At 38.7% G+C, this 26,855-nt stretch carries 22 protein-coding genes; 13 read left to right on the top strand and 9 right to left on the bottom strand.

Annotated features, from left to right (window positions below; all coding sequences use genetic code 11):
• The first annotated feature begins 42 nt into the window (after positions 1-42).
• Positions 43-411 (top strand): 5-carboxymethyl-2-hydroxymuconate Delta-isomerase, encoded by a 369-nt coding sequence (locus tag AC1M9N_RS01375; RefSeq protein WP_035263762.1) that lies wholly within the window; start codon positions 43-45, stop codon positions 409-411.
• A 34-nt stretch (positions 412-445) separates the two neighbouring features.
• Here the strand turns inward: AC1M9N_RS01375 and thiM are convergent, their stop codons facing one another.
• The 3 genes from thiM to AC1M9N_RS01360 form a co-directional block, all read right to left on the bottom strand.
• The gene (gene thiM, locus AC1M9N_RS01370) at positions 446-1,318 is read right to left on the bottom strand and encodes a hydroxyethylthiazole kinase (RefSeq protein WP_481954135.1); all 873 of its coding nucleotides are present in this window, start codon (positions 1,316-1,318) and stop codon (positions 446-448) included.
• A 9-nt stretch (positions 1,319-1,327) separates the two neighbouring features.
• Positions 1,328-2,488, bottom strand: coding sequence for a hypothetical protein (locus AC1M9N_RS01365; protein WP_481954134.1), 1,161 nt, complete (start codon positions 2,486-2,488; stop codon positions 1,328-1,330).
• 199 nt (positions 2,489-2,687) lie between these two features.
• Positions 2,688-2,951, bottom strand: coding sequence for a hypothetical protein (locus AC1M9N_RS01360; RefSeq protein ID WP_035263756.1), 264 nt, complete (start codon positions 2,949-2,951; stop codon positions 2,688-2,690).
• Positions 2,952-3,255: 304 nt separating this feature from the next.
• Here AC1M9N_RS01360 and pepN point away from each other — a divergent pair, with 304 nt between their 5' ends.
• The gene (gene pepN / locus AC1M9N_RS01355) at positions 3,256-5,865 is read left to right on the top strand and encodes an aminopeptidase N (RefSeq protein ID WP_481954133.1); all 2,610 of its coding nucleotides are present in this window, start codon (positions 3,256-3,258) and stop codon (positions 5,863-5,865) included.
• 51 nt (positions 5,866-5,916) lie between these two features.
• Here pepN and putA read toward each other — a convergent pair whose 3' ends face one another.
• Complete coding sequence (gene putA / locus AC1M9N_RS01350) at positions 5,917-9,666, bottom strand: trifunctional transcriptional regulator/proline dehydrogenase/L-glutamate gamma-semialdehyde dehydrogenase (protein WP_481954132.1); 3,750 nt, start codon at positions 9,664-9,666, stop codon at positions 5,917-5,919.
• A gap of 125 nt (positions 9,667-9,791) precedes the next feature.
• Between putA and AC1M9N_RS01345 the strand changes: the two genes are divergently transcribed.
• Positions 9,792-10,283: an Lrp/AsnC ligand binding domain-containing protein gene (locus tag AC1M9N_RS01345; RefSeq protein ID WP_035263751.1), complete on the top strand. Its 492-nt coding sequence runs from the start codon at positions 9,792-9,794 to the stop codon at positions 10,281-10,283.
• Between the two features lie 45 nt (positions 10,284-10,328).
• On the opposite strand, the gene putP is transcribed toward AC1M9N_RS01345, so the two are convergent.
• Positions 10,329-11,843, bottom strand: coding sequence for a sodium/proline symporter PutP (gene putP / locus AC1M9N_RS01340; RefSeq protein WP_180027777.1), 1,515 nt, complete (start codon positions 11,841-11,843; stop codon positions 10,329-10,331).
• A gap of 369 nt (positions 11,844-12,212) precedes the next feature.
• On the opposite strand from putP, the gene AC1M9N_RS01335 reads away from it, so the two are divergent.
• Positions 12,213-13,670: an aspartate ammonia-lyase gene (locus AC1M9N_RS01335; protein WP_481954131.1), complete on the top strand. Its 1,458-nt coding sequence runs from the start codon at positions 12,213-12,215 to the stop codon at positions 13,668-13,670.
• A gap of 288 nt (positions 13,671-13,958) precedes the next feature.
• Positions 13,959-14,726 (top strand): DUF4349 domain-containing protein, encoded by a 768-nt coding sequence (locus tag AC1M9N_RS01330; RefSeq protein WP_481954130.1) that lies wholly within the window; start codon positions 13,959-13,961, stop codon positions 14,724-14,726.
• A 9-nt stretch (positions 14,727-14,735) separates the two neighbouring features.
• On the opposite strand, the gene AC1M9N_RS01325 is transcribed toward AC1M9N_RS01330, so the two are convergent.
• From AC1M9N_RS01325 to AC1M9N_RS01315, 3 genes are all read right to left on the bottom strand, one after another.
• A complete protein-coding gene (locus AC1M9N_RS01325) occupies positions 14,736-15,458 on the bottom strand; it encodes an SIR2 family NAD-dependent protein deacylase (protein WP_481951824.1) in 723 nt (240 codons plus the stop codon).
• Between the two features lie 75 nt (positions 15,459-15,533).
• Positions 15,534-16,442, bottom strand: a complete 909-nt coding sequence (locus AC1M9N_RS01320; RefSeq protein WP_481954129.1) for an alpha/beta fold hydrolase — start codon at positions 16,440-16,442, stop codon at positions 15,534-15,536.
• An 11-nt stretch (positions 16,443-16,453) separates the two neighbouring features.
• On the bottom strand, positions 16,454-16,996 hold the full coding sequence (locus AC1M9N_RS01315) for a PadR family transcriptional regulator (RefSeq protein ID WP_092766380.1): 543 nt from the start codon (positions 16,994-16,996) through the stop codon (positions 16,454-16,456).
• A 138-nt stretch (positions 16,997-17,134) separates the two neighbouring features.
• On the opposite strand from AC1M9N_RS01315, the gene AC1M9N_RS01310 reads away from it, so the two are divergent.
• The 3 genes from AC1M9N_RS01310 (at position 17,135) to AC1M9N_RS01300 (ending at position 20,865) form a co-directional block, all read left to right on the top strand.
• A complete protein-coding gene (locus AC1M9N_RS01310; protein ID WP_481608474.1) occupies positions 17,135-19,159 on the top strand; it encodes a 2,4-dienoyl-CoA reductase FMN-binding domain-containing protein in 2,025 nt (674 codons plus the stop codon).
• Positions 19,160-19,305: 146 nt separating this feature from the next.
• A complete protein-coding gene (locus AC1M9N_RS01305; RefSeq protein WP_481587526.1) occupies positions 19,306-19,713 on the top strand; it encodes a nuclear transport factor 2 family protein in 408 nt (135 codons plus the stop codon).
• A 51-nt stretch (positions 19,714-19,764) separates the two neighbouring features.
• Positions 19,765-20,865 carry a YheT family hydrolase gene (locus AC1M9N_RS01300; protein ID WP_481612582.1) on the top strand — a complete coding sequence of 367 codons (1,101 nt, stop codon included), beginning with the start codon at positions 19,765-19,767 and terminating at the stop codon, positions 20,863-20,865.
• 97 nt (positions 20,866-20,962) lie between these two features.
• Here the strand turns inward: AC1M9N_RS01300 and AC1M9N_RS01295 are convergent, their stop codons facing one another.
• On the bottom strand, positions 20,963-21,361 hold the full coding sequence (locus AC1M9N_RS01295) for an internalin (protein ID WP_481608477.1): 399 nt from the start codon (positions 21,359-21,361) through the stop codon (positions 20,963-20,965).
• A 227-nt stretch (positions 21,362-21,588) separates the two neighbouring features.
• Between AC1M9N_RS01295 and AC1M9N_RS01290 the strand changes: the two genes are divergently transcribed.
• From AC1M9N_RS01290 to ispD, 5 genes are all read left to right on the top strand, one after another.
• Positions 21,589-23,229, top strand: a complete 1,641-nt coding sequence (locus AC1M9N_RS01290; protein WP_035263731.1) for a CTP synthase — start codon at positions 21,589-21,591, stop codon at positions 23,227-23,229.
• A gap of 32 nt (positions 23,230-23,261) precedes the next feature.
• Positions 23,262-24,119 carry a 3-deoxy-8-phosphooctulonate synthase gene (kdsA, locus tag AC1M9N_RS01285; RefSeq protein ID WP_035263729.1) on the top strand — a complete coding sequence of 286 codons (858 nt, stop codon included), beginning with the start codon at positions 23,262-23,264 and terminating at the stop codon, positions 24,117-24,119.
• Between the two features lie 46 nt (positions 24,120-24,165).
• Positions 24,166-25,455: a phosphopyruvate hydratase gene (gene eno / locus AC1M9N_RS01280; protein WP_180027787.1), complete on the top strand. Its 1,290-nt coding sequence runs from the start codon at positions 24,166-24,168 to the stop codon at positions 25,453-25,455.
• A 266-nt stretch (positions 25,456-25,721) separates the two neighbouring features.
• Entirely contained in the window at positions 25,722-26,111 is a 390-nt protein-coding gene (ftsB, locus tag AC1M9N_RS01275; protein ID WP_035263725.1) for a cell division protein FtsB, read from the top strand.
• Positions 26,077-26,802 (top strand): 2-C-methyl-D-erythritol 4-phosphate cytidylyltransferase, encoded by a 726-nt coding sequence (gene ispD, locus AC1M9N_RS01270; RefSeq protein WP_481607421.1) that lies wholly within the window; start codon positions 26,077-26,079, stop codon positions 26,800-26,802. Before ftsB ends, ispD begins: the two co-directional genes overlap by 35 nt.
• Positions 26,803-26,855: the final 53 nt, after the last annotated feature.

Raw genomic sequence — 26,855 nt, 5'->3', positions numbered from 1 at the left:
ATTTGAAATTGATTTTTTAACACACAAGCAAAGGGAATTAAGATGCCACAGATGATCGTTGAGTATTCGGATAATATCCAAAATTTAGATGCGCAAGCGTTACTTTTAGGCTTAAACCACGCTTTATTTGATACAGGTCTAGTGGGACATCCTTCTGATATCAAATCACGTATTCGTGCTAATAGTGATTTCCTGATTGGTTTTGGCGAAGAGCCTCAAGCCTATATTCATGTTCGTTTAGGGATCATGACGGGGCGTAATGAAGAGCAAAAGAATCTTATTTCAGATCGCTTAAATGAGTATCTTCATAGCTTTAATGGTTATCATGCTCAAGGCTTAACGGTTCAATTGATCATTGAGTTAGCGGAAATGCCAAAAGAGCATTATCGTAAAGGTAGAGTTCAGAAGTAAGACTAAAAAGGCTGAAGTGATCTTCAGCCTATCGTTATGCAGCAAAAGTCAGTATTTCGATATCTGCACTGTTTTGAATTTTTTCAGCCGAATAGCTATAGAGTTCATCGATGAAAGCGACATTAAAACTTCCGACAGTTTGAGCCTGCGTATAAGCGAGCTTACCTGCGATGGCAAAGTGTACATGGGCAGCAATACATGCAATGGTTGGGTTTGTTACGCCAGCATAAGCAGCAATTAATGCACCTAAGGCGCATCCTGTAGCGGTAACTTTTGGCTGTAAATGTGAACCTCCATTAATCTTAACCATACATCCATAAGACTTAGAAAGAATAAAATCAGATTCGCCAGAAATTGCGATACATTCAGAGTAATCTAATAAAGTTTTTGCCTGTTCTACTACGGCAGCGCTATCGAGGGTACTGTCTACACCCTTAGATTGATTTTGTTGTCCTGCTAAGCTCCCAATTTCTGAAGCATTACCTCGGATAATGGTGGGTTTAAACCGCAATAAATCATTTGTAATTTCAGTACGCCATGGCAAAACAGCACTATAGCCAACAGGATCTAATACCCAAGGTATATTTTTTTTGTGAGCAGTTTCTGTGGCAATTTTCATTGCGGCAACTTGTTCTTTATGAGGAGTCCCTAAATTGATACTTAAAGCTTGACTAATACTCACGAAACTTTCAGCTTCAAAAGGATTATCAATCATGGCAGGTGAGGCACCAGCAGCTAACAGTACATTTGCGACATAGTTGGCAGCAACCTGATTGGTCATACAATGCACTAAAGGTTGAGTGGTTTTTAACAGATGCCATGCTTCAATGACCTGTTTAAGAATCTCTTGGGTTTGAACCACAATATCTTTTGGAGCATTTGCTATCAAGTTTTCTGGATGATTCATAGTCGTTCGCTAGCGTGTAAAATAGTGGTCTTGGTGATTACAATTACGACAAATTAAACTGACATAGTCATCTGCATCATAATCCACAGAAAGTTCATTTGAGCCACAATTCATACAACGTTTTTGTGAGTAGAAATTTAAACGTGGCTCAATTTTACTCCACGATCGCCAAACGGGTTGAAAAAAGATTGATTCATCATAGCCCATAAAATGAAAAAATAAGATTTCGCTCATTTTACTTAAAGGTAAGTTAGGTAGCCTTGGCAGTGTTGAGGTTTCCCATTTTTCAGCTAAAGAACGTTCACGATATTGCTGTAAGGTCTTTTTTAAAAGGTTGGTATTGATAAAATTTTCATTACGGGCTTGGAGTGCTTTCTGATGGTGCAAATATTCAAGCGCAGTTTGAACTAAATAATAGATTTGACCCACAGCGAGTGAGTCTAATAATCTAAAACAAAAGGTTTGAAAACTCTGATTTCCAGCAATTTGAACGCCCCAAGTACGACAGTAGTATTGCGCAAATTGAATAATTTCTTGGTACAACAGAGTATAGAGTGCACTTTTGACTTCATCACTATTTTTAAATGGTACACCTTGGCTCAGATTTTCATAAAAGAGCTGACGTAATGCTTGAGTAATACTAAACAAGCTCGGCTCAGAATAGCCGTCAAGACGGACATTAATATAGTATTGACTGAGTTCACTCGAAAAGTCACGTGGGACAAGAATATTGTCTTTCAAAAGTTGTTTCATCAAATAATTTTGAAATAAATAACTTGGGGTAATGGTGTGATATTTAATATTTTCCCAATCAATGAATTCTTGATGTTGGGTATGCTCATGGACTTGTTGATCTAATATTGAGAGTAAAAACAACTTGTGCATAAAGCTCAGTTGATGCAAATCGAGTTCTTGTATGTCTTTATTCTTCGATGCAATTTTACGTTGTTCTTGAATGCGAGTTTCCTGCATCATTTTCTTTCGTTTTGCTGTGCAACGCTCACAATGACAGTTGCGGTTTTCATCTTGAAAGACTTGATGGTGGCAGTGAGAGCATTGATGGAATAGGATTTCTTTATCAAATTCTTCTGCTTCAATAAAGTACATACTGGCCTGACAAAGTGGACAGAAACTACTTTCATCAGCATTTTTTTGGAGAATTTGCAACATGGTAGCACTTTAATTTCAAGATGAAAGAATTATACACACGATTGTTCAACATCGCTTGATTGAGTCAGTATTGAAAACAAATCTGACTGGTGTTGCGATCAATAAAATAAGCAGGTGAATGCCTGCTTATGTGAAATATATGAATAGATCGAACCGGAAAATCATTTCCTCAAATGTTAGATCGACCTAGATGGAGGATTTAATAGGTTAAAGGGCAAGGGAGCTCTGAATCGGAAAAATGTTGCATTTTAGCTTGGATCAGTACCTGAGATTTCTTTTGAGATAATCTCTTGATTCCGAGTGCATCATAGTTTTTCAATACAGCTGTGACTTCTGATGTTTCAATAGGCATTCCCTCGCTGGTTAAAAATGCTGCAATCACGCGATGATCAATTTTAGCAGCATCCATCATCTGCATGGTTTTGATGTTTTCTACTCTGACTATGTGGTCCCTGATGAGCATATTTCACCTCATTTATGATTTATAAGTTTTTTGATGATTACCGCTCTTAAACTGAAGCAATAATTATGCTTGAAAATAAAGAAGTGAATTTTTGTTACATTTCTATCGTACTTAGACAAGATATTTGAAACGGGTAATAAAGAAGCAAACTGTTGTTACTACAAATAAATTAAATTGAAAAAAACATGAATAGACCCATATTAAATAGAGCGTCAAACACAGACAATTCGTCAATTTTGACCTATGATCAATTGACTTCACATAAAAGCATAATCGCTGTAAAGAACAGCTTATAGGACGAGTTATGAATATCGCGGCAAATCCAGTGATCGAAGCAGATCAAACGATTTTTTTGAAAGATTATCAGAAGCCAGCATTTGTCGTGGATTCGATTGATTTAAATATCCAAGTCTATGACGATCATACGATGGTGACAGGCACACTAAAAATGCAACGTCAGACTGAAGGTGATTTGGTGTTGCTTGGTCGTGAGCTTGAGTTGAAGTCAATTACACTGAATGGTCAAGAGTTAGATTCTTCGCAATATCATCTAGATGATGAACAGTTAGTGATTAAAGATGCACCTGATGATGCATGCATCGTTACAGTCGTTGAAATTCATCCTGAATCAAACACACAACTTGAAGGTTTATACCAAGCAGCATCTGATCTGTTTGTTACACAGAACGAACCAGAAGGCTTTCGTAAAATTACGTTCTATCCAGACCGTCCAGATGTGCTGTCTGTTTTCACAACACGTGTCGAAGCGGATAAGAAATTTCCAGTCCTACTGGCGAATGGTAATTTAACTGAAGCGGGTGAAGTAGGCGAAGGACGTCATTATACCATTTGGCAAGATCCAACCAAGAAACCAGCCTATCTCTTTGCATGTGTCATTGGAGACTTAGCGGTTTTAAAAGATCGTTACGTCACTTCTGAAGGTCGTGATGTAGCTCTAGAAATTTATGCTGAAGAAAAAGATATTCCTAAGTGCCATATTGCCATGGAAGCACTTAAACATTCTATGCGTTGGGATGAAGAGCACTATGGATTACCTTATGATTTAGACAATTATATGATTGTCGCGACCAGTGCATTCAATATGGGTGCAATGGAAAACAAAGGGCTTAATATTTTTAACACATCATGTGTTTTAGCTGATGAAGAATACACGACTGATGCTGCGATTATGCGTGTTCAATCTGTTATCGCTCATGAATATTTCCATAACTGGACGGGTAATCGAATCACTTGCCGAGACTGGTTCCAACTTTGTTTGAAAGAAGGTTTAACCGTTTTCCGTGATCAATCTTTTTCTGAGGATTTGCAGTCTGCTGCTGTTCAACGAATTGATGATGTAGCAGTGCTTAAAGCGCACCAATTCCCTGAGGATTCAGGCCCATTGTCTCATCCTCCACGTCCAGATCATTTCGTAGAAATTAATAACTTCTATACAGCGACTGTGTATGAAAAAGGTGCAGAAATTAACCGAATGATGGCGACTTTATTAGGTAAAGAAAAATTCCGTAAAGGAACGGATGAGTATTTCCGTCGCCATGATGGTCAAGCTGTGACTGTGGAAGATTGGGTTGCTGCATTATCAGCAGGTTCTGGTGTGGATTTATCAGGATTTTTAAGTTGGTATAACCAACCGGGCACACCTAAGCTTGAAGCTAAAGGTGAGTATGATGCTGAGCAAAAAACTTATCGTTTAAAATTTAAGCAAAGTTTAAAACCACATCCAAAATATCCAAACTTAAAAGCGGTTCCAATTCCTGTCGCTTTGGCTTTGTTTGATGAACACACTGGTGAGCAACTTCAACTTGAATGCTCGGCTTTGGTTGAAGATAAAGTCAAAGATGGTGTTTACTTATTCACGAATGATGAAGCAACGATCGAGTTTAAAAATGTGGAGAAGGTGCCTGTAATTTCACTATTACGAAATTTCTCTGCACCCGTGAATTTAGAGTTTAATTATACTGATGAACAGCTTGCGTTCTTATTACAGTACGAAACCAATGGCTTTAATCAGTGGCAAGCGACGCAAACATTGCTTGAGCGCATCTTATTAAATGACCAACCTGCTGACATATATATTGAAGCGATGTTAAAAACGCTACCTAGAGTAATTCAGCAAGATCCGCTGTTAGCTTCACGTTTATTTGATGTTCCGAGTGAAGGTTATTTGGGTAGCCGTATTGACTACGATTATCAACCGACAGCGATCTATGAAAAGCGTAACGCTCTATTAGATACTTTGTCTCGCCGTTTAGGTGATTTTGCTAAAGAGACTTATTTATCATTAGATCCAGCAATACAGTCAGATTTTTCCCAAGCTATGGGTACACGTGCTTTAAAGAACATCATGCTTTCATTTATTGCGCGTCAAGGAGATGAGGCTGCATTTGATTTAGCTGAGCAACAGTATCGTCAAACACGTAATATGTCTGAACGTTTAGGTGCTTTAAAAGTGTTGGTGTGGAATGATGCACCGCAAGCTGTTGAGATTTTAGAAGATTTCTATACGCGTTTTAAAGATGAGGCTCTATCAATGGATCAGTGGTTTATGATCCAAGCAGCTTATCCGAAAGCGACAGCAGAAACGATTCAAAAACTGACATCACATGCTGATTACGATCTTAAAGTACCTAATCGAATCCGTGCTGTAACTGGTGGTTTAAATTCAAACCCTGTCAATACTTGGAGTTTTGGGGTAGATCATATTATTCAGTTGGCTCAATATTTGGATGAAAAGAATCCGATTGTAGGCTCACGTTTGTTACAACTTTTATCACGTTGGTACACGTTAGCCCATCCTCAACAAGCCGAAGTCAAAGCGAAACTCGAAGCATTGAAACCTATCGTGAAATCTAAAAATGTATCTGAAACTTTAAATAGTATGCTTGCTGTTTAAATCACAAATAAAAAACCAGTGCAATGCACTGGTTTTTTTGACTCAACAGAATCAAGCTTGCATGGTCATTAGACTCGCATTACCACCTGCAGCTGCGGTATTAATACTAATTGCACGTTCAATAAAGAAGCGTTCTAAAGGAATGTCATAATTACCAGGCTCTAGATGTGTTATTCCGATGATCGGACCTTGTCGCTGAGCCACTTTATCTTGCAATTTTAACAGTTGATTTTTGGTGCCATGATGTAGAATTGCATCAAAACTACCTGTCTCAATATCAGCAATAATGGCGATACGTTGAGCGACCTCTTTAGGCATAGACTGTAAGTATTTTAAAACAAACGTATTCTCACCTAGAACAGTTGGCTGAGAGCCAACCGCGAGAATGGCATGAAGTTGATGAATCTGATCTATTTCTTGATCTGCCAAGCTTAAAACACGATGTCTCGGTAACACAACATATTGATTGCTTTCACCTGTTGGTCCTTGTAATTCATAGCTATGTCCGACACAACTTGGTTGCAACACCTTCATTTGATAATGAGGAAATGACTTATTGACCCAATCTTTATATTGATTCAATAAGTTTTGATGTTCAGTCAATTCAACGCCTTTGCTCGTTGCATAAGGTTGTTCAATTTTTTTATGTGTACATTCATGCATTAACCGATAAATATACATCGGTCCACCAGCTTTGGGACCTGTACCAGATAAACCTTCTCCACCGAAGGGTTGTACACCGACAACAGCACCTACAATGTTGCGGTTAATATAGAGATTTCCAACTTCTGCTTTTGAAATTACGGTTTGTATGGTTTCATCGATACGCGTGTGTAAGCCCATAGTCAAACCATAGCCTTTGGCATTGATTTGATCAATAAGTCGATCAAGTTCGCCATATTTATAAGTAATGACATGCAGTACTGGACCAAAAACTTCACGTTCAAGATCATCTAAATGTGGTAACTCAACCAAAGTCGGTTTAACAAATGTCCCTTGCTTGAGATGAGAGTCATCTTCATCCAACATGAGTTGTTGAACGGGATAGCCCAAAGATTTCATTTTATTGATATGTCGATCAATGGTTTGTTTTGCTTCTCGATCAATTACAGGTCCGATATCAGTTTTTAACAAACTTGGAATACCGACACGCAATTGCTTCATTGCACCTTTGAGCATTTTGATCACGGTATGCGCATTATCTTCTTGAACACATAAAATTCGTAGTGCTGAACAACGCTGACCAGCACTATCAAATGCTGAGCTGACAACATCTAATACCACTTGTTCAGTCAGGGCAGAAGAATCTACGATCATGGCATTTTGACCGCCAGTTTCTGCAATGAGAGGTATTGATTGACCAAATTGATTCAGTCGTTTTGCAACGGTTTTCTGCAAAATTTTCGCAACCTCAGTTGACCCTGTAAACATAATACCTTGAATACGATGATCACTACTGAGTTGTGCACCCACTGTTTCACCACGTCCTGGCAAGAGCTGTAAGACAGATTGTGGTACGCCAGATTCCCAAAGGATCTGAACTGCAATTGAGGCAATTAAAGGAGTCTGCTCCGCTGGTTTGGCGATTACAGTATTCCCTGTTACAAGTGCCGCCGCGATTTGACCTGTAAAAATTGCCAATGGGAAGTTCCAAGGACTAATACACAGTACTGTACCTAAGGGTTGAATAACGGCTTTGTGTTCTAGATCTTTCACTTGTGCTGCGTAGTAGCGTAAGAAATCTACTGCTTCGCGTACTTCAGCAATCGCATTGGCAAATGTTTTACCGCTTTCACGACTGAGCAGAACCATCAGCTCTTCAAGTCGAGACTCCATCACATTGGATGCGGTAATTAAATATTCTGCACGTTGATCTTTATCTAAATTTTGCCAATCCTGCTGTGCTTCAGTCGCATTAACTAACGCCATTTCCACTTGCATGGCATGAGTTTCCGTCACTTCACCGACAATATCTTGATGGTTTGCAGGATTGAGAATTGCAATTGACTCTGTATCGTGTACGGATTCATCTAATCTCAGACCCATTGGGGGGGCTTTAATTTGAACTTTAGACCATTGTTGATAAGTATGATTCAAATGTTCAAGGTCTTGGTCATTTGCAAGATCAATTCCAAGAGAGTTAGGGCGATGATCAGCATATAAATGTTTCGGGTATGGAATAGCAGGGTGCTTTAATCCAACTTTGCCTTCGATTCGACTTGTGACATCAATGGTTTGATGTGGATTTTCAATCAAGTCATCAATTTTGAGTGTTTTATCAGCAATACGATTTACAAAAGACGTGTTTGCCCCATTTTCAAGCAATCGTCTAACCAAATAAGCCAAAAGGGTTTCATGATTTCCGACAGGTGCATAAATTCGGCAAGGTACGCCAAGTTTATCATCTGCTTTAGAACCGACGACTTGTTCATAAAGTGGTTCACCCATGCCATGTAAACATTGGAATTCGTATTGTCCCTTATAATATTGTTCAGGATTTGCCAAATGATAAATAGTGGCTAAGGTTTGTGCATTATGTGTTGCGAATTGTGGATAAATAAAGTCTGGTTCAGCTAAAAGTTTGCGAGCACATGCAATGTAAGATAAATCTGTGTGCACTTTTCGAGTAAAGACAGGATAATCGGTCATGCCTTCAACTTGTGCTTTCTTAATTTCACTGTCCCAATAGGCGCCTTTGACTAAACGAATCATTAAACGTTTTTGACTACGCTTAGCTAAATCAATGATGTAATCGACCACGTAAAAACATCTTTTTTGATAAGCTTGAATCACAAATCCAATGCCTTTCCAGCCATTCAATTTTGGTTCGAAACATAAGCGTTCAAGAAGTTCCAATGAAATTTCCAGCCGATCAGTTTCTTCAGCATCGATATTTAGACCAATATCATATTGTTTCGCTAGAACAGCTAAATTAAAGACTTTGTGATAAAGCTCATCGTGTACACGGTCAATTTGCGAGCGTTGATAACGTGAATGAAGCGCCGAAAGTTTGATTGAGATACCGGGGCCTTCGTAAACATCTTTGTCAGACGATGCCTTACCAATCGCATGAATCGCATTTGTATAATCTTGATAATAGCGCTCCGCATCATGATCTGTAAGTGCTGCTTCACCTAACATATCATATGAGTAACGGAAGCCTTGTTCTTCTAATCGTTCGGCATTATTTAACGCCTCATCAATGGTTTCACCTGTAACAAACTGTTCACCCATCATACGCATAGCAACATCAACGGCTTTGCGAATAATGCCACGGCCACTTCGTGCCAAGATGCCTGTGAGTAGACCAGATAAACTATTTGCTTTAGGTGTTTCCATTAATTTACCGGTCAACATTAAGCCCCATGCTGCCGCGTTTACAAACATTAGGCTGCTTTGACCTAAATGATCTTTCCAATTGCCTTGGTTGATTTTGTCTTTGATCAATAAGTCACGTGTTGCTTTATCAGGGATACGTAACAGCGCTTCAGCTAAACACATGAGCGCAATACCTTCTTGTGAAGATAATGAAAATTCTTGTAATAAACCCTGTACAATGCCTGCTTTGCCCGCTGACCCTTTACGTTCACGTAATGAATGCGCTAAATTGAAGGCTAATTGATAAATTTTGTCTGAAATTTCTTGATCAATCTCGGTCTGTTCGAGAAGTGTTTCGACACATTCAGATTCATCACGGCGCCATGCACGATTTATTTCTAATTCTAGATCTGATTTATCTTTAAATTCAGTAATGTCTTGAATGTCTATTGGGCGAGAAAGGGGTGAGCTAAGTTGTTCCATGAGATATACGCCAGCGTCCTGTGACAATGAAATAGATTTATCTTTAAGGTTTATTTAATTTATAATTACAGAAAATATGGTGCATAACTCACTATAATTAGAGTTAAATTTAGAGAATAATTCGCATGCAGACTCAAATGATGACCTTGGATCGTACAGATTTAAAAATTTTAGATATCTTGCAAAAAGATGGGCGTCTATCAAATATAAAACTTGCTGAAATGGTCAATCTTTCTCCCACAGCAGCGCTTGCTCGAGTACAAAAACTAACCAAGGATGGATATATTACAGGTTATGAAGCCAAGTTAAATCCAGATCTGCTGAATCGAAGTTTTGTGGTATTTGTCGAAATTTTATTAGATAAAACAACTCCAAATGTATTAGAAGAATTTTCTGATGCAGTCAGAAGTTACCCTGAAATTGTTGAATGTCACATGATAAGCGGTGGGTTTGATTTTGTAGTTAAAATTCGTTGCGCCAACATGGAAGAGTTTCGTAAGATCTCTGGACAGGTTTTATGGCAACTGCCTGGCATCAAAGAAACCCGTAGCTATCCAGTGATGGAAGTTATTAAGGAATCTTCGCAAGTGCAACTTAAGCAAACATTTAAAAAGTAAATGTATAAGAAAGGGGCTATAAGCCCCTTAATTTTTTATTTCTCATTACCTTCCATTTTTGATTTCTTGCATTTCAATTTCATATTTCTGTTGAGCTTCATCAAAACGGTCAGTCACATCTTGCGCTGGCGGGCGGCCTAATAAACTCACCACCATAATACTCACCCAAGATAAAATAAAGCCAGGAATGATTTCGTAGACGCCAGTATCAGCCATGGTGTTTTTCCATACAATGACTGTAACAGCGCCAACAATCATACCTGCCAATGCACCATTGATGGTCATTCGCTTCCAGAAGAGAGAAAGGATAATCAGTGGTCCAAATGCTGCACCAAAGCCAGCCCACGCATAAGCAACTAAACCGAGTACCTTGCTGTTCGGATTCATTGCAAGGAAGATAGCCATAATCGCAACGATTAATACCATCAAACGACCTACCCAAACCAGCTCGGTTTGTGAGGCAGATTTACGAATAAATGCTTTGTATAAGTCTTCTGTAAGCGTGGTAGAGCATACCAATAGTTGGCAGCTTAGGGTACTCATTACTGCAGCAAGAATCGCTGCAAGAATCACTCCTGCAACCCATGGATTAAATAAAATTTTAGTTAATTCCATAAAAACAGTTTCAGGATTTGCATTGACTGCAGCACCGAGTTGAGGAAACGTATCAAAGTAAGCGATTCCGAAATAACCGACAGCGACTGCACCACCAAGACATAGAATCATCCATGTCATTCCAATTCGACGTGCTGCTGGAATAGACTTCACGGAATCTGCTGCCATAAAGCGCACAAGAATATGTGGTTGACCAAAGTAGCCAAGTCCCCATGCCATTGAAGATAAAATTGCTACAGTGCTGAGATCTGAAAGTAAATTATTCGCTAATGGGCGTGCGGATTCCACAATGACACTAACTTGCTGAGCATTTTCACCAATGGCTAAATAGGTCATTACTGGAGCAAGTAAAAGCGCAAAGATCATCAAGCCTGCTTGGAATGTATCTGTCCAACTGATGGCTAAGAAACCGCCAATACAGACATAACTAATCGTTGCCACTGCTCCAATCCATAGGGCTGTGTTGTAATCCCAACCAAATAGGCTTTCAAATAAACGTGCACCTGCGACCATGCCAGAGGCACAATAAATTGCAAAGAAAATCAAAATTACAAAAGCTGAGATGATACGAAGAACTTTTTTCCGATCACCAAAGCGGCTGGTGAAATAGTCGGGGAGAGTCAATGCGTTATGTTGTATTTCGGTGTGAACACGTAGACGACCCGCGACCAACAGCCAGTTCAACCAAGCACCGATAATTAAACCAATGGCAATCCAAGCTTCGGATAAACCTGAGAGATAAATTGCACCAGGTAGGCCCATGAGTAACCAGCCACTCATATCTGATGCACCTGCGGATAATGCAGTGACGACACTGCCTAAACTCCGACCACCTAAAATATAATCATCAAAATTATTCGTGGCTTTGTAGGCATAAAGCCCAATGCCAAGCATCGCCACAATATAAAAAATAAATGTGATTAGCGTAGGATTTAATTGGCTCATTGCTATGCCATCCTTTGTCTGTCCTAAATGACCATCTTTCCGAGATGAATTTTTAATCGAATTATTCGAGGAGCTGATTCAAGCACGTTTTGAAAATTACGCTCTGTTACATTTGAGTGAGATTTATAGTCGTTTAGTGAAACTGAATGTAATTTTAGTTACAATGACTATTTTTTCAAAAAAAGTTTACTATGAGGATTAATACAATTCTATAAATGGTTTTTTTTAACATAAAGTTACATTTGTCACTTAAACAGCGAAGTTGTAATTTTTTATTGCATAAAGAAGTATTAAAGCAATAGTGAAAATAAGCATGAAGCCTATGATCGATATTGCACGATAATGGTGCATTATTGTTGAGTATTAAAAGTGTCTACGGTTCAATTTGATAAAACAAGAATAGAGCATGATCTGCTCGGTGAAAAAGCGGTTCCTTTCGATCGTTACTATGGGATTCATACCCTGCGTGCGATAGAGAATTTTCAGATTTCGCATCAACAGATAGGTGAAAACATACATTTTATTCGTGCATTGGCACAGGTAAAAAAAGCATCAGCACAGACAAATTTAAAATTTTCCAAATTGAGTCAAGATGTCAGCCAAGCGATTCAATGGGCTTGTGATCAACTGATTGAGCAGCCTGAAAGTTGGAAATCATCATTTCCAATTGATATTTATCAGGGTGGGGCTGGAACTTCTATTAATATGAATAGTAATGAAGTGGTGGCTAACCTTGCACTCGAGCATCTCGGCTTGCCTAAAGGTCAATATGATGTAATTCATCCAAACGACCATGTGAATAAATCGCAATCGACCAATGATGTTTATCCAACTGCATTGAGACTAGCAACATATTACAGTTTAGAAGATTTATTGTCTCAAGTTCGCTCATTAATCGCTGCTATTGAGATCAAAGCATCTGAATTTCAACACGTAATTAAAATGGGGCGAACTCAACTCCAAGATGCTGTACCCATGACACTCGGACAAGAGTTTCGTGCATTTGCGACGCTATTAAAAGAAGACTATCGCCTCATCCAAAAGATGCGTCATTTACTGCTAGAAATAAATTTGGGTGCGACTGCCATTGGAACGGGTGTGAACACACCTCATGGATATGCACTAGAAGTGGTTCAAACGCTTTCGCAAATTACTGGATTGAAATTACAAGGTGCTGAAGACTATGTTGAAGCCACCAGTGATTGTGGCGTATTTATTATTCTATCAAGCACTTTAAAGCGTTTAGCAGTCAAGCTCTCAAAAATTTGTAATGACCTGCGCTTATTAAGTTCAGGGCCTCGTACGGGATTAGCTGAAATTAGATTACCTGAATTACAAGCCGGCTCATCCATTATGCCTGCGAAAATCAATCCAGTTATTCCTGAAGTAGTGAACCAAATTGCTTTTAAAGTCATTGGTAATGATTTGACAGTGACCATGGCAGCTGAAGCAGGGCAATTACAATTAAATGTCATGGAACCTGTAATTGCACTAACCATGAATGAATCAACCAATTTATTAATTCAAGCAATGCAAACACTAGAAAACAAATGTATCCAAGGTATTACTGCAAATGAACAGACTTGTTACGATGCAGTGATGCGAAGTGTTGGCATCGTCACATTATTAGATCCGATTCTAGGCCATGCCAAATGTGATGAAATTGGGAAGGTTTGTCTTGCAGAAAATAAAACCATTCAGCAAGTTGTCATTGAGCAGAATCTTTTGACGCAAGAGCAGTTAAATCAAATTTTCTCTTTTGAAAATTTAGTGTCTGAGATCGCGGGTCATGTTGTCGATGATATGAACATGGACAAAGTAAGCTAATAGACTAGATAGAATCTGAAAATCAATTGAATATGAATTGATGGCATATTTCATTCAATGAGGTATGCCATTTTCATTGAAACTTTTAAGTATAATTTCTTAATTGAATGTTTATAATAATTAAAATTTTGAGCCATCAATACAAACATTATAATTTAGAGAAAATAAATGAAAAGAATAGTAATAAGCACGCTGCTGTGTTCGATGTTGCTGGCATCCTGTTCAAAAAAAATAGAGGAACACTCTGCTGAAGCAGTTCAAGAAAACACTGCTGATACGTAAGTTGATATGCAAGAAGCGGCTGAACCAAATACTTTGCCCGTCCAGGAGCAAAAACCTGAGGTCATATTAAATCAAGAGGTTAATCCGGTTGAACTTACTCGTCGTATGGTTCGAGAGGCGCAAGTTAACTTTACCGTTAAAGATGTGGTGAAAAGCAGTTTAGAGATTGAAAAAATAACCCTTGAAGCAGGCGGATTTATTGAAAGAAAAGATATTGATTTCAATGTGGTTGATCTTAAACGTCAGAATATTTCAGAAGGTAAAGTAAAAGTATTTGAAAAAGTTGAACCTATATCTTTTATGGTGCTACGTGTACCGAGTGAGCGTGCCCCACATGTTGTTAATCAACTTTTACCTTTAATGTTTTTTCTGAATCAGCAACGCTATAGTGCACAACCTTTTGAATTGAAGCTTCTTCAAGAAAAAATGAATCAAGCACAGACTATTTCAAGTCAAGCACGACCAGCTCATTTGAATGAAATCACACGGCTCACTCAACTCGAAGTTCAAGACCGTGTTAAATTCAGTACGATCAGTTTACAACTGAATCAACCAACACTGGTCCGAGAAAGGGTTGATATTGATATTGATGCAGTGGCGCGATTAAATGGTGATCACTTTATTCAGCGTGCTTGGAATAGCATCAAATATGGCTGGCAATTTGTGCTCGATCTTTTGGTGTTTTTATTAATGATTTGGCCTTTTTATTTGATTGTCTTAATTGGCTTCTGGTTATATCGATGGTTAAAACCTTATTTTGATAAACTCAAATAAGCCCATGCCTCAATTTGGCTGAACTGAAGAAAGAAGTTTAGCCAAATCTTGCATTCCTTCGGTTGCTGATTTTGAGATACATGTATAGTGTTGTGGCACACGGCCGAGATCGGCTTTAGGGTCGATATAATACGCATCACAGCTTGGTGAAATACTGTGTACTAAGCTTGCAACAGGATAAACAGCTAAGCTTGTTCCAATCACAACAAAGATTTCAGCTTGCTGGCAAATCACTTCTGCTTCTTCAAAAGCGGGAACGGATTCACCAAACCATACGACATGTGGACGAAGCGGATATCCAGCGTCACAGAAGTCACGAGAAATATCCAGTTCAGTACCTTCAATTGTGTAAAATTTGTCTGTGAATTGAGCATCTGGCCCTGAGGTTTTGGCCAGTCTTATATTTCCATGAAGATGTAGTACTTTTTTGCTTCTAGCGCGTTCATGTAAGTCATCAATATTCTGCGTGATCACATGTACATCATAATGTTGTTCAAGTGCTGCAATCGCAAGATGTGCTGCATTAGGTTCAGATGCTAAAATTTTTTTTCGCCGTTCATTGTAAAAGCGCTGTACTAAAACAGGATTGTTACGCCAAGCTTCGGGCGTTGCGACATCCTCTATGCGATGGTTTTCCCAAAGTCCATCGCTATCTCGAAATGTATTGATACCACTTTCAGCACTCATACCAGCACCCGAAAAAATCACAAGCTTTTTTTTAGACTGATTCATCCAATCTCCATCCTATTGATTTTATGCCCACGTATGACGTCTGGATCAACTTAATATTCAAATATTCATTAGAGCTTATATAGTTTGATTCAGAAATTTAGAAATTTCTTGTGCGAATTTAATGGGTTCATTGATCAAAGGCGTATGCCCTGAGCGCTCAAACAGTACGATAAGATGATTTTTAACCGATTCAGCAATGAGCTTTTGCCCTTGCGCTGGATAGAGTGCGGATTTAGCGCCGATAAAAAAAGTTGCTGGACATTCTAACTTTGAGATCGCGGCTCTGTAATCTTCTTTATGGTTTAGATAGTTGTCAATGTACCAACGCATATAGTCGAGACGTTGCATAGGGAGGATTAACTTTTGAATTTTCGGTTGATTGAGTGTTGTTTTAAAAATTTTAGCGCTCAATTGATGATTATCTTGTAAAGATAAAAATTTAACCCAAAGCTCGACTAATTCGCGGCTTAAGTGAGTAGGTAATTCACTCAGGTTTTGATAATTTTCATGTTGATGTAAAAAAGAAGAAAGTTCGATGAGTAGCTTTTTGAACTCTGGATAGCGATCGCCCAATAGCCCGAAACTCCAAGTTTCATCAGAAGGTATTTTAGGGGTTTGATCAATATGCAAGTATGCTTGGATTTGATCAGCAAATTGACCATATTGCATACCATGCATGGCAGTAGTTGCCCCCATAGAATAAGCAATCACTTTATATTGTTGTCTAGGGCGTTGACTAATCAATGCCTGAATATCGTTCCAGTGACTTGAAATAGCATCAGCATCTGGAATTTTACAATGCTTAGACCCACCAAAACCACGCCAGTCAGGAATAATAAATTTATATTTCTTTAAATTATATGCAAAAAAAGGAATCCATTGCCAACTTTGCATTCCTAAACCAGATAGCACCAAAACAGGTTCACCTTGACCTATTTCACGAACATATAATTTTTCGTCATCTTGCATGGTATAAAATGGCATAGATATATCCTTTATTTTGTATTCATTATTTTCAATTGTGGAATTACACGTTCTAACCAACTGATCCAACCTTGCTCTAATTCAATGCCTAATTGAAGAATCATTTTATGAATATAGAGTGTACGATCATCATTATTTTTATTGGCAAAATCTTTGTCGTAAATCGCTTGGTATATTTTTAACTTATTTTTATGAATTTCTAAATGAGACTCCAATTCTGTCAGCACATTATTACCACCTAGTTGTGCTTCAGCTCTTAAACGCACCATCAATTCTTCTCTGAGTTGGGCAGGCTCACTATGCTGTACCATCCAATTGGCAAGTTCAGTTCGACCTAGAGCATCAACTTTATATTTTTTCTTTCTCGAGTTGGGATCACCTTCATCAATAGTCGAAATCCAACCTTTTTTTTGCATAGCATTGAGTTCACGATAGATTTGTTGGTGAGTTGCATTCCAAAAGAATCCCATAGAACGGTCAAAGCGACGTGCAAGTTCAATACCTGTACTTGGTTTTTCAATGAGACTGGTCAACAAAACATGTGCTAAAGACATAAATCATATATCGTAAAATGTTGAATCAACTTAATTATGCAACATGTTGCATAAAAAGCAAAATTAGAATATATATTTATGCAACAAGTTGCATGAAACACACAATAATAGCAAGCAAACGCGAGCCATGAGGTCAGAATGTCAAATTATCCAAACTTACTTGCACCACTAGATTTAGGTTTTACCACTTTAAAAAATCGTGTATTGATGGGTTCAATGCACGTAGGTTTAGAAGAGGTTGAAGGTGGCTATGAACGTATGGCCGCATTTTATGCTGAGCGTGCTCAAGGACAGGTCGGTCTTATCGTGACGGGGGGAATTTCACCCAACGATGCTGGTGTGACTTTTGCGGGAGGGTCAAAATTAGACTCGATTGCTGAAGCTGAGAAACATAAAATCATTACACAAGCAGTACATGATGCTGGCGGTAAGATTGCAATGCAGATTTTGCATACTGGTCGATATTCATATCAGCCTGAAAACGTTGCACCATCAGCAATTCAGGCACCAATTAATCCAGTTAAACCTCATGCTTTAAGCTCGGCTGAAGTTCATCAAACCATTGATGATTTTGCTAACTGTGCAAAGCTGGCTCAATATGCAGGTTATGATGGTGTTGAGATTATGGGGTCTGAAGGTTACCTCATCAATGAATTTATCGCAGCACGTACCAATCACCGTGATGACGAATGGGGTGGGAGTTATGAAAACCGCATTCGTTTGCCGATTGAAATTGTAAAACGTACCCGTGCAGAGGTGGGTGAAAACTTTATTATCATTTATAGACTTTCGATGCTCGACTTGGTTGAGGGCGGTTCAACGCTTGAGGAGGTCATCCATCTTGCAAAAGAAATTGAGAAAGCCGGAGCGACTATCATTAATACAGGGATTGGTTGGCATGAAGCGCGTATACCCACGATTGCAACGAAAGTACCTCGAGCAGCATTTACATGGGTGACAGAAAAGCTAAAAGGTGAAGTTAATATTCCATTGATTACCTCAAATCGTATCAATACCCCTGAAATGGCTGAACACGTGTTAGCTTCAGGTCATGCAGATATGATTTCTATGGCTCGCCCAATGCTTGCAGATGCAGAATTTGTACTAAAAGCTGAACAGGGTAGAAGTGACGAAATCAACACGTGTATTGGCTGTAACCAAGCGTGTTTGGATCATATTTTTTCACTCAGAATTGCGTCGTGCTTGGTTAACCCACGTGCATGCCATGAAACTGAACTCATTTTTAAAGAAACCCATACGCCTAAAAAAATTGCTGTCATTGGTGCAGGTCCTGCAGGATTGAGTTTTGCTACTTATGCAGCTGACCGTGGTCATCAAGTCACCATCTTTGAAGCAGCCGATCAAATTGGGGGGCAATTTAATATTGCAAAAACGATTCCAGGAAAGGAGGAGTTTTATGAGACATTGCGTTACTTTAAGCGAAAAATTGAGCTGCAACCTTTAATTCAATTAAAACTTAATCATACTGTAACTTTTGAAGAGCTCAATACAGATCAGTTTGATGAAATTGTCGTCGCTACAGGTGTGACACCTCGACATTTAGATATTGAAGGAATTGATCATCCAAAAGTGTTGTCTTATATCGAAGTTTTAAGAGAGAAAAAACCAGTCGGACAGCGTGTTGCGATTATTGGTGCTGGTGGTATTGGTTTTGATACTGCTGAGTATCTAACCCATGAGGGGGAAAGTGGAAGCTTGAATCCTCAAAAATTTTATGATGAATGGGGAATTGATACATCATATTCTAATGTAGGAGGTTTAAAACCGGCTCAAGTTGAACAGCCATCACGTGAAATCTACTTATTACAACGTAAAGCGACTTCAGTTGGTGCAGGCTTGGGTAAAACGACGGGTTGGATTCATCGTACTGGATTAAAAAATCGCGATGTAAAAATGGTTCCAGGTGCAACGTATAACAAGATTGATGACCAAGGTTTACATATCACAATCAACGAACAAACAACCGTCTTAGACGTGGATCATGTGGTGATTTGTGCAGGTCAAGAATCATATACGGCTATGTTTGATCAACTTGAGCAGGCAGGTAAAAAAGTTCATTTAATTGGTGGGGCGAAAGAAGCGGGTGAGCTGGATGCAAAACGTGCGATTCGTCAAGGCGCTGAATTGGCTGCCAAGATTTAAGCCAGAAAATTTCTCTCTTGTATTCTAGATGAAAGTGCAAGAAGAGGATTTGGAGAGGGTACTTAATTAAATGAGACCTCTCCTTGACGCAGTATTCTCCCTTTTCTTCTAAAAGGTTGAACTGATACAACAAAAAGGACATAAAAATGACACTCGAAACCACACAAAAATCTATTCAACGTTGGCACCACATGCTTGAAACGCATGATTTAAGTCTATTGAATGAGCTTTTGTCTGAAGAAGTCGTATTTAAATCACCCGTCGCATTTAAGCCTTATCCAGGCAAACAAGTTGTTACTTTTATTTTGACCAATGTGATTGAGATCTTTGAAAATTTTCGTTATCACCGTGAGTTCTACACAGCAGATGGGCTCAGTGTTGTGCTTGAATTTTCCGCAAATGTGGGTGAAAAAACATTAAAAGGGATTGATATGATCCAGTTTAATGAGCAAGGTCAAATTATTGACTTTGAGGTGATGATTCGGCCTAAAAGTGGTTTAGAAGCTTTGGCGTTGCAAATGGGCCAACGTATGGCTCAATTTCTACCAAAATAAATTAGGCATGTTTTTGGCTTATGAATTGGAGTAAGTAAATTCGCAGTCTGTATGAATCTTAATCAGCGTTTCAAGTGGGTGCAGGAATTCACTCAAACCCAATTTGATTATTTTACTGGTGCAGCTATACCTTCAATCTATTTTAATCCGCAAGGTGAGTTAGCGCATGTGATTTCAAACTTGAAACGTTTGCATTATAAATATACACCAACGCCGTGGCTCTCGAATACGCATGCTCACTTGGTGTATTTTGATAAAATTCGAAAGAAAACCGTAAAATTAGAATATGACTTCATTGAACAGTTAACAATGTCTGATGGGGGAACGACGGGTATTGCTTGGTATGGTATGCATCTGCCTGCGGAAACACCTACTATTTTAGTGCTACATACCATTACTGGAAGTCCAGCCAGTATGAGAGAATTGGTCAGAGACTTACATCAAGTAACTGGTTGGCGTATCGCATTGTGTTTAAGACGAGGGCATGCAGGTCTACCACTTTCAGTTCCTAAAATTAATCTTTTTGGAAACACGCAAGATCTAAGAGAGCAGATTGAACATATTCAACAGCGCTTGCCATATTCTAAATTGTATGCAGTTGGGTCTTCAGCAGGAACTGGATTATTGGTCAGATATTTAGGGGAGGAAGAAAGTTCCACACCGATTCAAGCGGCTTTCGCACTTTGTCCTGGATACAATACGGAAACTGGTTTTTCAAATGTTCATCCTTTTTATAGCCGTTTGATGGCAAAAAAGTTAAATGCACATTTTTTAAAACCATATGAGCAACATTGGCGAAATTTAGAAAGTTTTAAGCAACTGAGTGTTGCTAAAGATTTATTTGATTTTGAAAAAAAATATTATCAGTTCGCTGGATTTGAAAATTATGACGCATATTGTAAAGCGACAAATCCCATCTATGTCTTTGAGAAGATTAGAGTGCCGTTGATGATTTTAAATTCGGAAGACGATCCAGTATGCCATATCCGCAATTTAGAGCCTTATAAAGAAGTGATTCAACATATGCCGAACATGGCAGTAGTGACCACAAAAAAAGGAAGCCATTGCTGTTTCTATGAAGGTAATAAAAATCCAGAATCTTGGGCACACAAATTAATTGCAGAATTTTTTTTAGAATTAGAGAAAGCCTGACAATTTTTGTTTTTTATAAATGAATAACAATTTGACTTTCATTCATGTTGACATAAAAAAACCGAGTCTTGTCACTCGGTTTTTTTAAATTCGAAAATTAGTTTTCTAAAGCAGGGGTAGCAGCAGCAATAGCAGCGGCAACAGCATCATCTTCAGATTGAGAACCACCTGTTGATGCACTTGGAGAAGGTGTAGGGCGTTCTACATTTTCAACAGCTGGTGCTGGGGCAGGATTCGTTTGTGCAGGAGCATCGCGGTATTCACGACGAATAGTCGCTGACGTATTGTTTGTTTCCTGATGCTCAATTTCAACTTGAGTTGGTGGCTCAGGTTCGATTTCTGGTTCAGAAATCTCAATGTTCTCAATTTGTTCTGCCTGTTCAGTTGTTTCAACAGTTTGTTCCTGTTCTTCTTCCTTAGGCGCTTCTTTTTTTACACATGCAGTAACGAGGAGTGCAGATAAGATTGCACCAGCGATTAAAAGTTTTTTATTCATAGTTGCTCAAAACAAACTAGCTAGATCGACTAACGTAGTATAACAGCAAATTAACAGATGAAAATCACTGAAAGTGTGCGTGAATCTTTATTGGAAATGATGATAGAATAACCAATTGTTTATTGTTCTTTGAATTGATGCGGATTGACTTTGCTTTATAGGTACAGAGTAAAGTAAAATTGCGCAACATTGCAGGCCGATTTAGGCTCGATTGTACGAGAAACCCAATGACCCATTTTATTTTCGTTACTGGTGGTGTTGTTTCATCACTAGGTAAAGGTATTTCAGCTGCTTCAGTTGCTGCACTTTTAGAAGCCCGTGGATTAAAAGTGACCATGGTGAAAATGGATCCATACATTAATGTCGATCCAGGGACGATGAGCCCGTTCCAACATGGTGAAGTTTTTGTCACAGAGGATGGTGCGGAAACTGACTTAGACTTGGGTTATTACGAACGTTTCTTGCGTCGTGCGAAAATGACCAAGCTTAATAACTTTACATCTGGTCGCGTGTACCAAGACGTTTTAAATAAAGAGCGTCGCGGTGATTACCTTGGTGGAACAGTTCAAGTTATTCCACACATTACAGACAATATTAAAGAACGTGTTCTTCGCGCTGGCGAAGGCTATGACGTTGCTATTGTTGAGATTGGCGGTACAGTAGGTGACATTGAATCTCTCCCATTCATGGAATCTGTTCGTCAGTTAATGGTTGAACTTGGTCACAAACGCACAATGCTGATGCATTTAACGTTGTTGCCATATATCAAGTCAGCTGCAGAGTTGAAAACAAAACCAACTCAGCACTCGGTGAAAGAATTACTTTCAATCGGTATTCAACCAGATATTTTGATCTGTCGTACTGAACACGATGTTGATGCTGATACAAAGCGTAAAATTGCGTTGTTCACGAACGTAGAAGCTCGTGCAGTTGTGGTGTGTAAAGATGCACGCACAATTTACGAAATTCCACGTACGTTCTATGAACAAGACGTTGATGATTTAATTTGCGAGCGTTTTGGTTATAACGATTTACCAGAAGCCGATCTTTCAGATTGGGATAATGTCGTAGAAGCATTATTAAACCCTGAGTACACTGTTCGTGTTGCGATGGTGGGTAAATATGTTGAACTTCCAGATGCTTATAAATCTGTGAACGAAGCACTTTTACATGCGGGTATCCAAAACCGCGTTAAAGTTCAAATTGATTATGTCAATGCCGAAGAACTTGAAAGCCAAGATGTAGCAGAAGTGTTGAAAGATGCTGACGCAATCTTAGTTCCTGGTGGTTTTGGCGAGCGCGGTACTGAAGGTAAGATGCAAGCGATTAAATTCGCACGTGAGAATGGAATTCCATTCCTTGGTATTTGCTTGGGTATGCAACTTGCGGTCATTGAATACGCACGTAATGTTGCTGGTATTGTAGATGCAACTTCAACTGAATTTAACCGTTCAACTAAATCGCCTTTAATTGGTTTGATTACGGAATGGTTAGACGAACGTGGTGAAGTACAACAACGTTCTGTAGATTCTGATCTTGGTGGAACAATGCGTCTTGGCGCTCAAAAATCAGAATTGGTTGAAGGCACTAAAACTGCAGAAGTGTATGGTTCAGTAGAAATTATTGAACGTCATCGCCATCGTTACGAAATGAATAATCGTTATATTCCTACTTTAGAAGAAAAAGGTATGAAAATTTCTGGTTATTCACCAATCCAACGTTTAGTTGAAACTGTTGAAATTCCTCAACATCCTTGGTTTATTGCTGTACAATTCCACCCGGAATTTACAAGTTCTCCACGTGATGGTCATCCATTATTTGCTGGTTTTATTGATGCTGCTAAAAAACAGTATCAAAAATCGAAATAATGAATGTCTTAGGACATAACTAGGAAGTTTAAATGTCACAATTAAAAGCACAAGAAATTGTACGTTTAGGCGATATACAAATGGCAAATCATTTGCCATTTGTATTATTCGGCGGAATGAATGTACTTGAATCAAAAGATTTAGCTTTTGAAATTGCAGAAACTTATGTTGATATTTGCAAACGTTTGGATATTCCATATGTTTTCAAAGCAAGCTTTGATAAAGCAAATCGTTCGAGCTTAAATTCTTTCCGCGGACCTGGTCTTGAAAAAGGAATTGAGTGGTTAGCTGACATTAAAAAACATTTTAATGTACCCATCATTACAGATGTTCATGAACCATATCAAGCAGCACCTGTGGCTGAAGTGGCTGACATCATTCAATTACCTGCTTTCCTCAGCCGTCAAACAGATCTTGTTGAGGCAATGGCAAAAACTCAAGCCATTATCAATATCAAAAAAGCGCAATTCTTAGCACCGCATGAAATGCGTCATATCCTGCATAAATGTTTGGAAGCCGGGAATGACAAGCTGATTTTATGTGAGCGTGGCTCAGCATTTGGTTACAACAACTTAGTTGTCGATATGCTTGGTTTCGACATCATGAAAGAAATGAATGTGCCAGTCTTCTTTGATGTGACACATGCACTTCAAACCCCAGGTGGTCGTGCAGATTCAGCAGGTGGTCGTCGCGCACAAATTACGACATTAGCGCGTGCGGGTATGGCTACAGGTCTAGCAGGTCTTTTTCTGGAAGGACATCCTGATCCAGAAAAAGCAAAATGTGATGGACCTTGCGCTCTTCGAATGTCTCAACTTGAGCCATTCTTAGCTCAGCTTAAAGAATTGGATACCTTGGTTAAAGGTTTCAAAAAATTAGATACACACTGATGCAGCGTTAGACGCATCGTTTTATTAATCAACTGAGGAATTGTTCATGAGCCAAATCGTTGACATTCGTGCACGTGAAATTTTGGACTCTCGTGGTAACCCAACCATCGAAGCAGACGTTATCTTAGCATCTGGCGTAGTTGGCCGTGCATGTGCACCATCTGGTGCTTCAACTGGTTCTCGTGAAGCTTTAGAACTTCGTGATGGCGATAAAGCACGTTACTTAGGTAAAGGTGTTAAAACTGCTGTGAACAACGTAAACACGTTAATCCGTGACGCGTTAGTGGGTAAATCAGTATTCGAACAAAAAGACATCGATAATACGATGATCGCTTTAGACGGAACTGAAAACAAAGAAAAATTAGGTGCGAACGCAACTTTGGCAGTGTCTTTGGCTGCTGCGCGTGCTGCTGCTGACGAAAAGAAAATTCCTCTTTTCCAATACATCGCAGACCTTCGTAACAACAGCATTTTAACAATGCCTGTTCCAATGATGAACATCTTAAACGGTGGTTCACATGCGGACAACAACGTTGATATCCAAGAGTTCATGATTGAACCAGTTGGCTTCACTTCATTCTCTGAAGCACTTCGCGCAGGCGCAGAAATTTTCCATTCTTTAAAATCAGTTTTAAAGAAACAAGGTTTAAATACTGCTGTTGGAGATGAAGGTGGTTTCGCGCCGAACTTACGTTCAAACGAAGAAGCAATCACAGTTATCCTTGAAGCGATTGAAAAAACTGGCTACAAAGCGGGTTCTGACATTATGCTTGCGCTTGACTGTGCATCTTCAGAATTCTACAAAGATGGTCAGTACATCCTTGCTGGTGAAGGCAATAAAGCATTCACAAACAACCAATTCTCTGACTACCTTGCTGGTCTTGTAAACCAATATCCAATTATCTCTATTGAAGATGGTTTAGATGAATCTGATTGGGAAGGTTGGTCTTACCTAACTTCGATTCTTGGTGACAAGATTCAATTGGTTGGTGATGATTTGTTTGTTACAAATCCTAAAATCCTTCAACGTGGTATCAACGAAAAAGTTGGTAACTCTATCCTGATTAAGTATAACCAAATCGGTACGTTGACTGAAACTTTAGATGCGATCTATCTTGCTAAAGCAAATGGTTACTCTACAGTGATTTCTCACCGTTCTGGCGAAACTGAAGATTCTACAATTGCGGATCTTGCAGTAGGTACTGGTGCTGGTCAAATCAAAACTGGTTCACTTTGCCGTTCTGACCGTGTAGCGAAATACAACCAATTACTTCGTATTGAAGAATTAACGAATGCTATTTACCGCGGTAAAGCTGAGTTTAAAGGTTTAAATTAATCGTTTAGATTATTTTGAATTTCAAAAAACCACTCTGTAAAGAGTGGTTTTTTTTGTTATTAAGCTATGAAATAAAAAGTGTAAATATAATGACTCTAGAATATTCAATAACTTTTGATATTTAACAGTACATATTTTTAAAAGAAATCAATCAATGTGAATTTGTTTAACATTTGCATATTTAACACAGTTACACATACTACCTTTCTTTGTTTTAGGGTATATTAGTGCTCTAATTTCATGATGTTAACTAAGCCTCAAATATAATGTTAGACGTCTTTAAAACTACTTCAAGTAAAGTGATTTTGCTGGTGGCAATAATTTTAATTGCCATCTTTCAATATCGCTTTTGGCTCGGTGAAGGAGGATATTTCCCTCATCAGGCGCTACTTCAGCAAATGAATCAACAAGCTGAAACAAATGAAGAGTTAAAAGAGCGTAATCGTATTCTGGCTGCTGAAGTATATGATCTAAAAAATGGTGTAGAGGCGATTGAAGAACATGCACGTTTAGATCTTGGCTTAATTAAGCCTCATGAAACGTTTATTCAAATGAGTACAATCAGTACGAATTACAAGCCGATTTACATCGACCCAAATGCTAACGTAGATTTAAGAACCAATGAGTCTAGACAACCTGAATCTGAACAACCGTAAATTATGGGCTATTATTCCGGCAGCAGGTTCTGGTAGTCGATTTTCCAAATCAGCGTTAAAGCAATATCAAATTATCCAGAATAAAACTGTACTTGAGCATACTGTAGAACGTATTGCTCAATTGCCTATTGCTGGCTATGTGTTGGCAATCTCAGAGCATGACCAATTTGCTCAGACACTTCAATTTGCTAAATCAGAAATCCTTCATTTCTGCTTAGGTGGTCAGGAGAGGGTTGATTCTGTACTTAATGGTTTAAATTATTTAACCAATATTGCAGATGAAAATGATCTGGTGTTTGTGCATGATGCTGCTCGACCTTGTGTGAGCTTGAGTAATTTAGAATCTTTGATTCGCCATGTTATCGAATCTAAGCATAGCGCAATTTTAGCAACGCCTGTACGTGATACTTTAAAAAGAGTAGATCAGTCGAGTGCCATTGAAAAAACTGTTGATCGAAGTGCATTGTGGCAAGCACAAACTCCACAATTGTCGACCATTAAATTGCTAAAAACCTCGATTGAACATGCATTAACTTACAAGATCACAATCACGGATGAAGCGAGTGCGCTTGAATATGCTCATCATCCAGTAGATGTGGTGATTGGACGATCTGATAATATTAAAATTACTTATCCTGAAGATTTAGAACTTGCTCGTCTGATTCTTCAGTCACAGTCTGACTCGAAATAATTTAGTTTTATGTTTGGGACTTTGCTTAAATAGCCAAAACATTGTCTTATAAT

The sequence above is a fragment of the Acinetobacter sp. ANC_7655 genome, assembly GCF_056784015.1.
The sequence above is the reverse complement of the archived record's forward strand: the minus strand, read 5'-3'. Positions and strand labels throughout refer to the sequence as shown.

Coding starts and splice junctions, on each gene's coding strand:
- AC1M9N_RS01375 (WP_035263762.1), top strand. CDS start 43: ATGCCACAGATGATCGTTGAGTATTCGGATAATATCCAAAATTTAGAT.
- thiM (WP_481954135.1), bottom strand. CDS start 1,318: ATGAATCATCCAGAAAACTTGATAGCAAATGCTCCAAAAGATATTGTG.
- AC1M9N_RS01365 (WP_481954134.1), bottom strand. CDS start 2,488: ATGTTGCAAATTCTCCAAAAAAATGCTGATGAAAGTAGTTTCTGTCCA.
- AC1M9N_RS01360 (WP_035263756.1), bottom strand. CDS start 2,951: ATGCTCATCAGGGACCACATAGTCAGAGTAGAAAACATCAAAACCATG.
- pepN (WP_481954133.1), top strand. CDS start 3,256: ATGAATATCGCGGCAAATCCAGTGATCGAAGCAGATCAAACGATTTTT.
- putA (WP_481954132.1), bottom strand. CDS start 9,666: ATGGAACAACTTAGCTCACCCCTTTCTCGCCCAATAGACATTCAAGAC.
- AC1M9N_RS01345 (WP_035263751.1), top strand. CDS start 9,792: ATGCAGACTCAAATGATGACCTTGGATCGTACAGATTTAAAAATTTTA.
- putP (WP_180027777.1), bottom strand. CDS start 11,843: ATGAGCCAATTAAATCCTACGCTAATCACATTTATTTTTTATATTGTG.
- AC1M9N_RS01330 (WP_481954130.1), top strand. CDS start 13,959: ATGCAAGAAGCGGCTGAACCAAATACTTTGCCCGTCCAGGAGCAAAAA.
- AC1M9N_RS01325 (WP_481951824.1), bottom strand. CDS start 15,458: ATGAATCAGTCTAAAAAAAAGCTTGTGATTTTTTCGGGTGCTGGTATG.
- AC1M9N_RS01320 (WP_481954129.1), bottom strand. CDS start 16,442: ATGCCATTTTATACCATGCAAGATGACGAAAAATTATATGTTCGTGAA.
- AC1M9N_RS01315 (WP_092766380.1), bottom strand. CDS start 16,996: ATGTCTTTAGCACATGTTTTGTTGACCAGTCTCATTGAAAAACCAAGT.
- AC1M9N_RS01310 (WP_481608474.1), top strand. CDS start 17,135: ATGTCAAATTATCCAAACTTACTTGCACCACTAGATTTAGGTTTTACC.
- AC1M9N_RS01305 (WP_481587526.1), top strand. CDS start 19,306: ATGACACTCGAAACCACACAAAAATCTATTCAACGTTGGCACCACATG.
- AC1M9N_RS01300 (WP_481612582.1), top strand. CDS start 19,765: ATGAATCTTAATCAGCGTTTCAAGTGGGTGCAGGAATTCACTCAAACC.
- AC1M9N_RS01295 (WP_481608477.1), bottom strand. CDS start 21,361: ATGAATAAAAAACTTTTAATCGCTGGTGCAATCTTATCTGCACTCCTC.
- AC1M9N_RS01290 (WP_035263731.1), top strand. CDS start 21,589: ATGACCCATTTTATTTTCGTTACTGGTGGTGTTGTTTCATCACTAGGT.
- kdsA (WP_035263729.1), top strand. CDS start 23,262: ATGTCACAATTAAAAGCACAAGAAATTGTACGTTTAGGCGATATACAA.
- eno (WP_180027787.1), top strand. CDS start 24,166: ATGAGCCAAATCGTTGACATTCGTGCACGTGAAATTTTGGACTCTCGT.
- ftsB (WP_035263725.1), top strand. CDS start 25,722: ATGTTAGACGTCTTTAAAACTACTTCAAGTAAAGTGATTTTGCTGGTG.
- ispD (WP_481607421.1), top strand. CDS start 26,077: ATGAGTCTAGACAACCTGAATCTGAACAACCGTAAATTATGGGCTATT.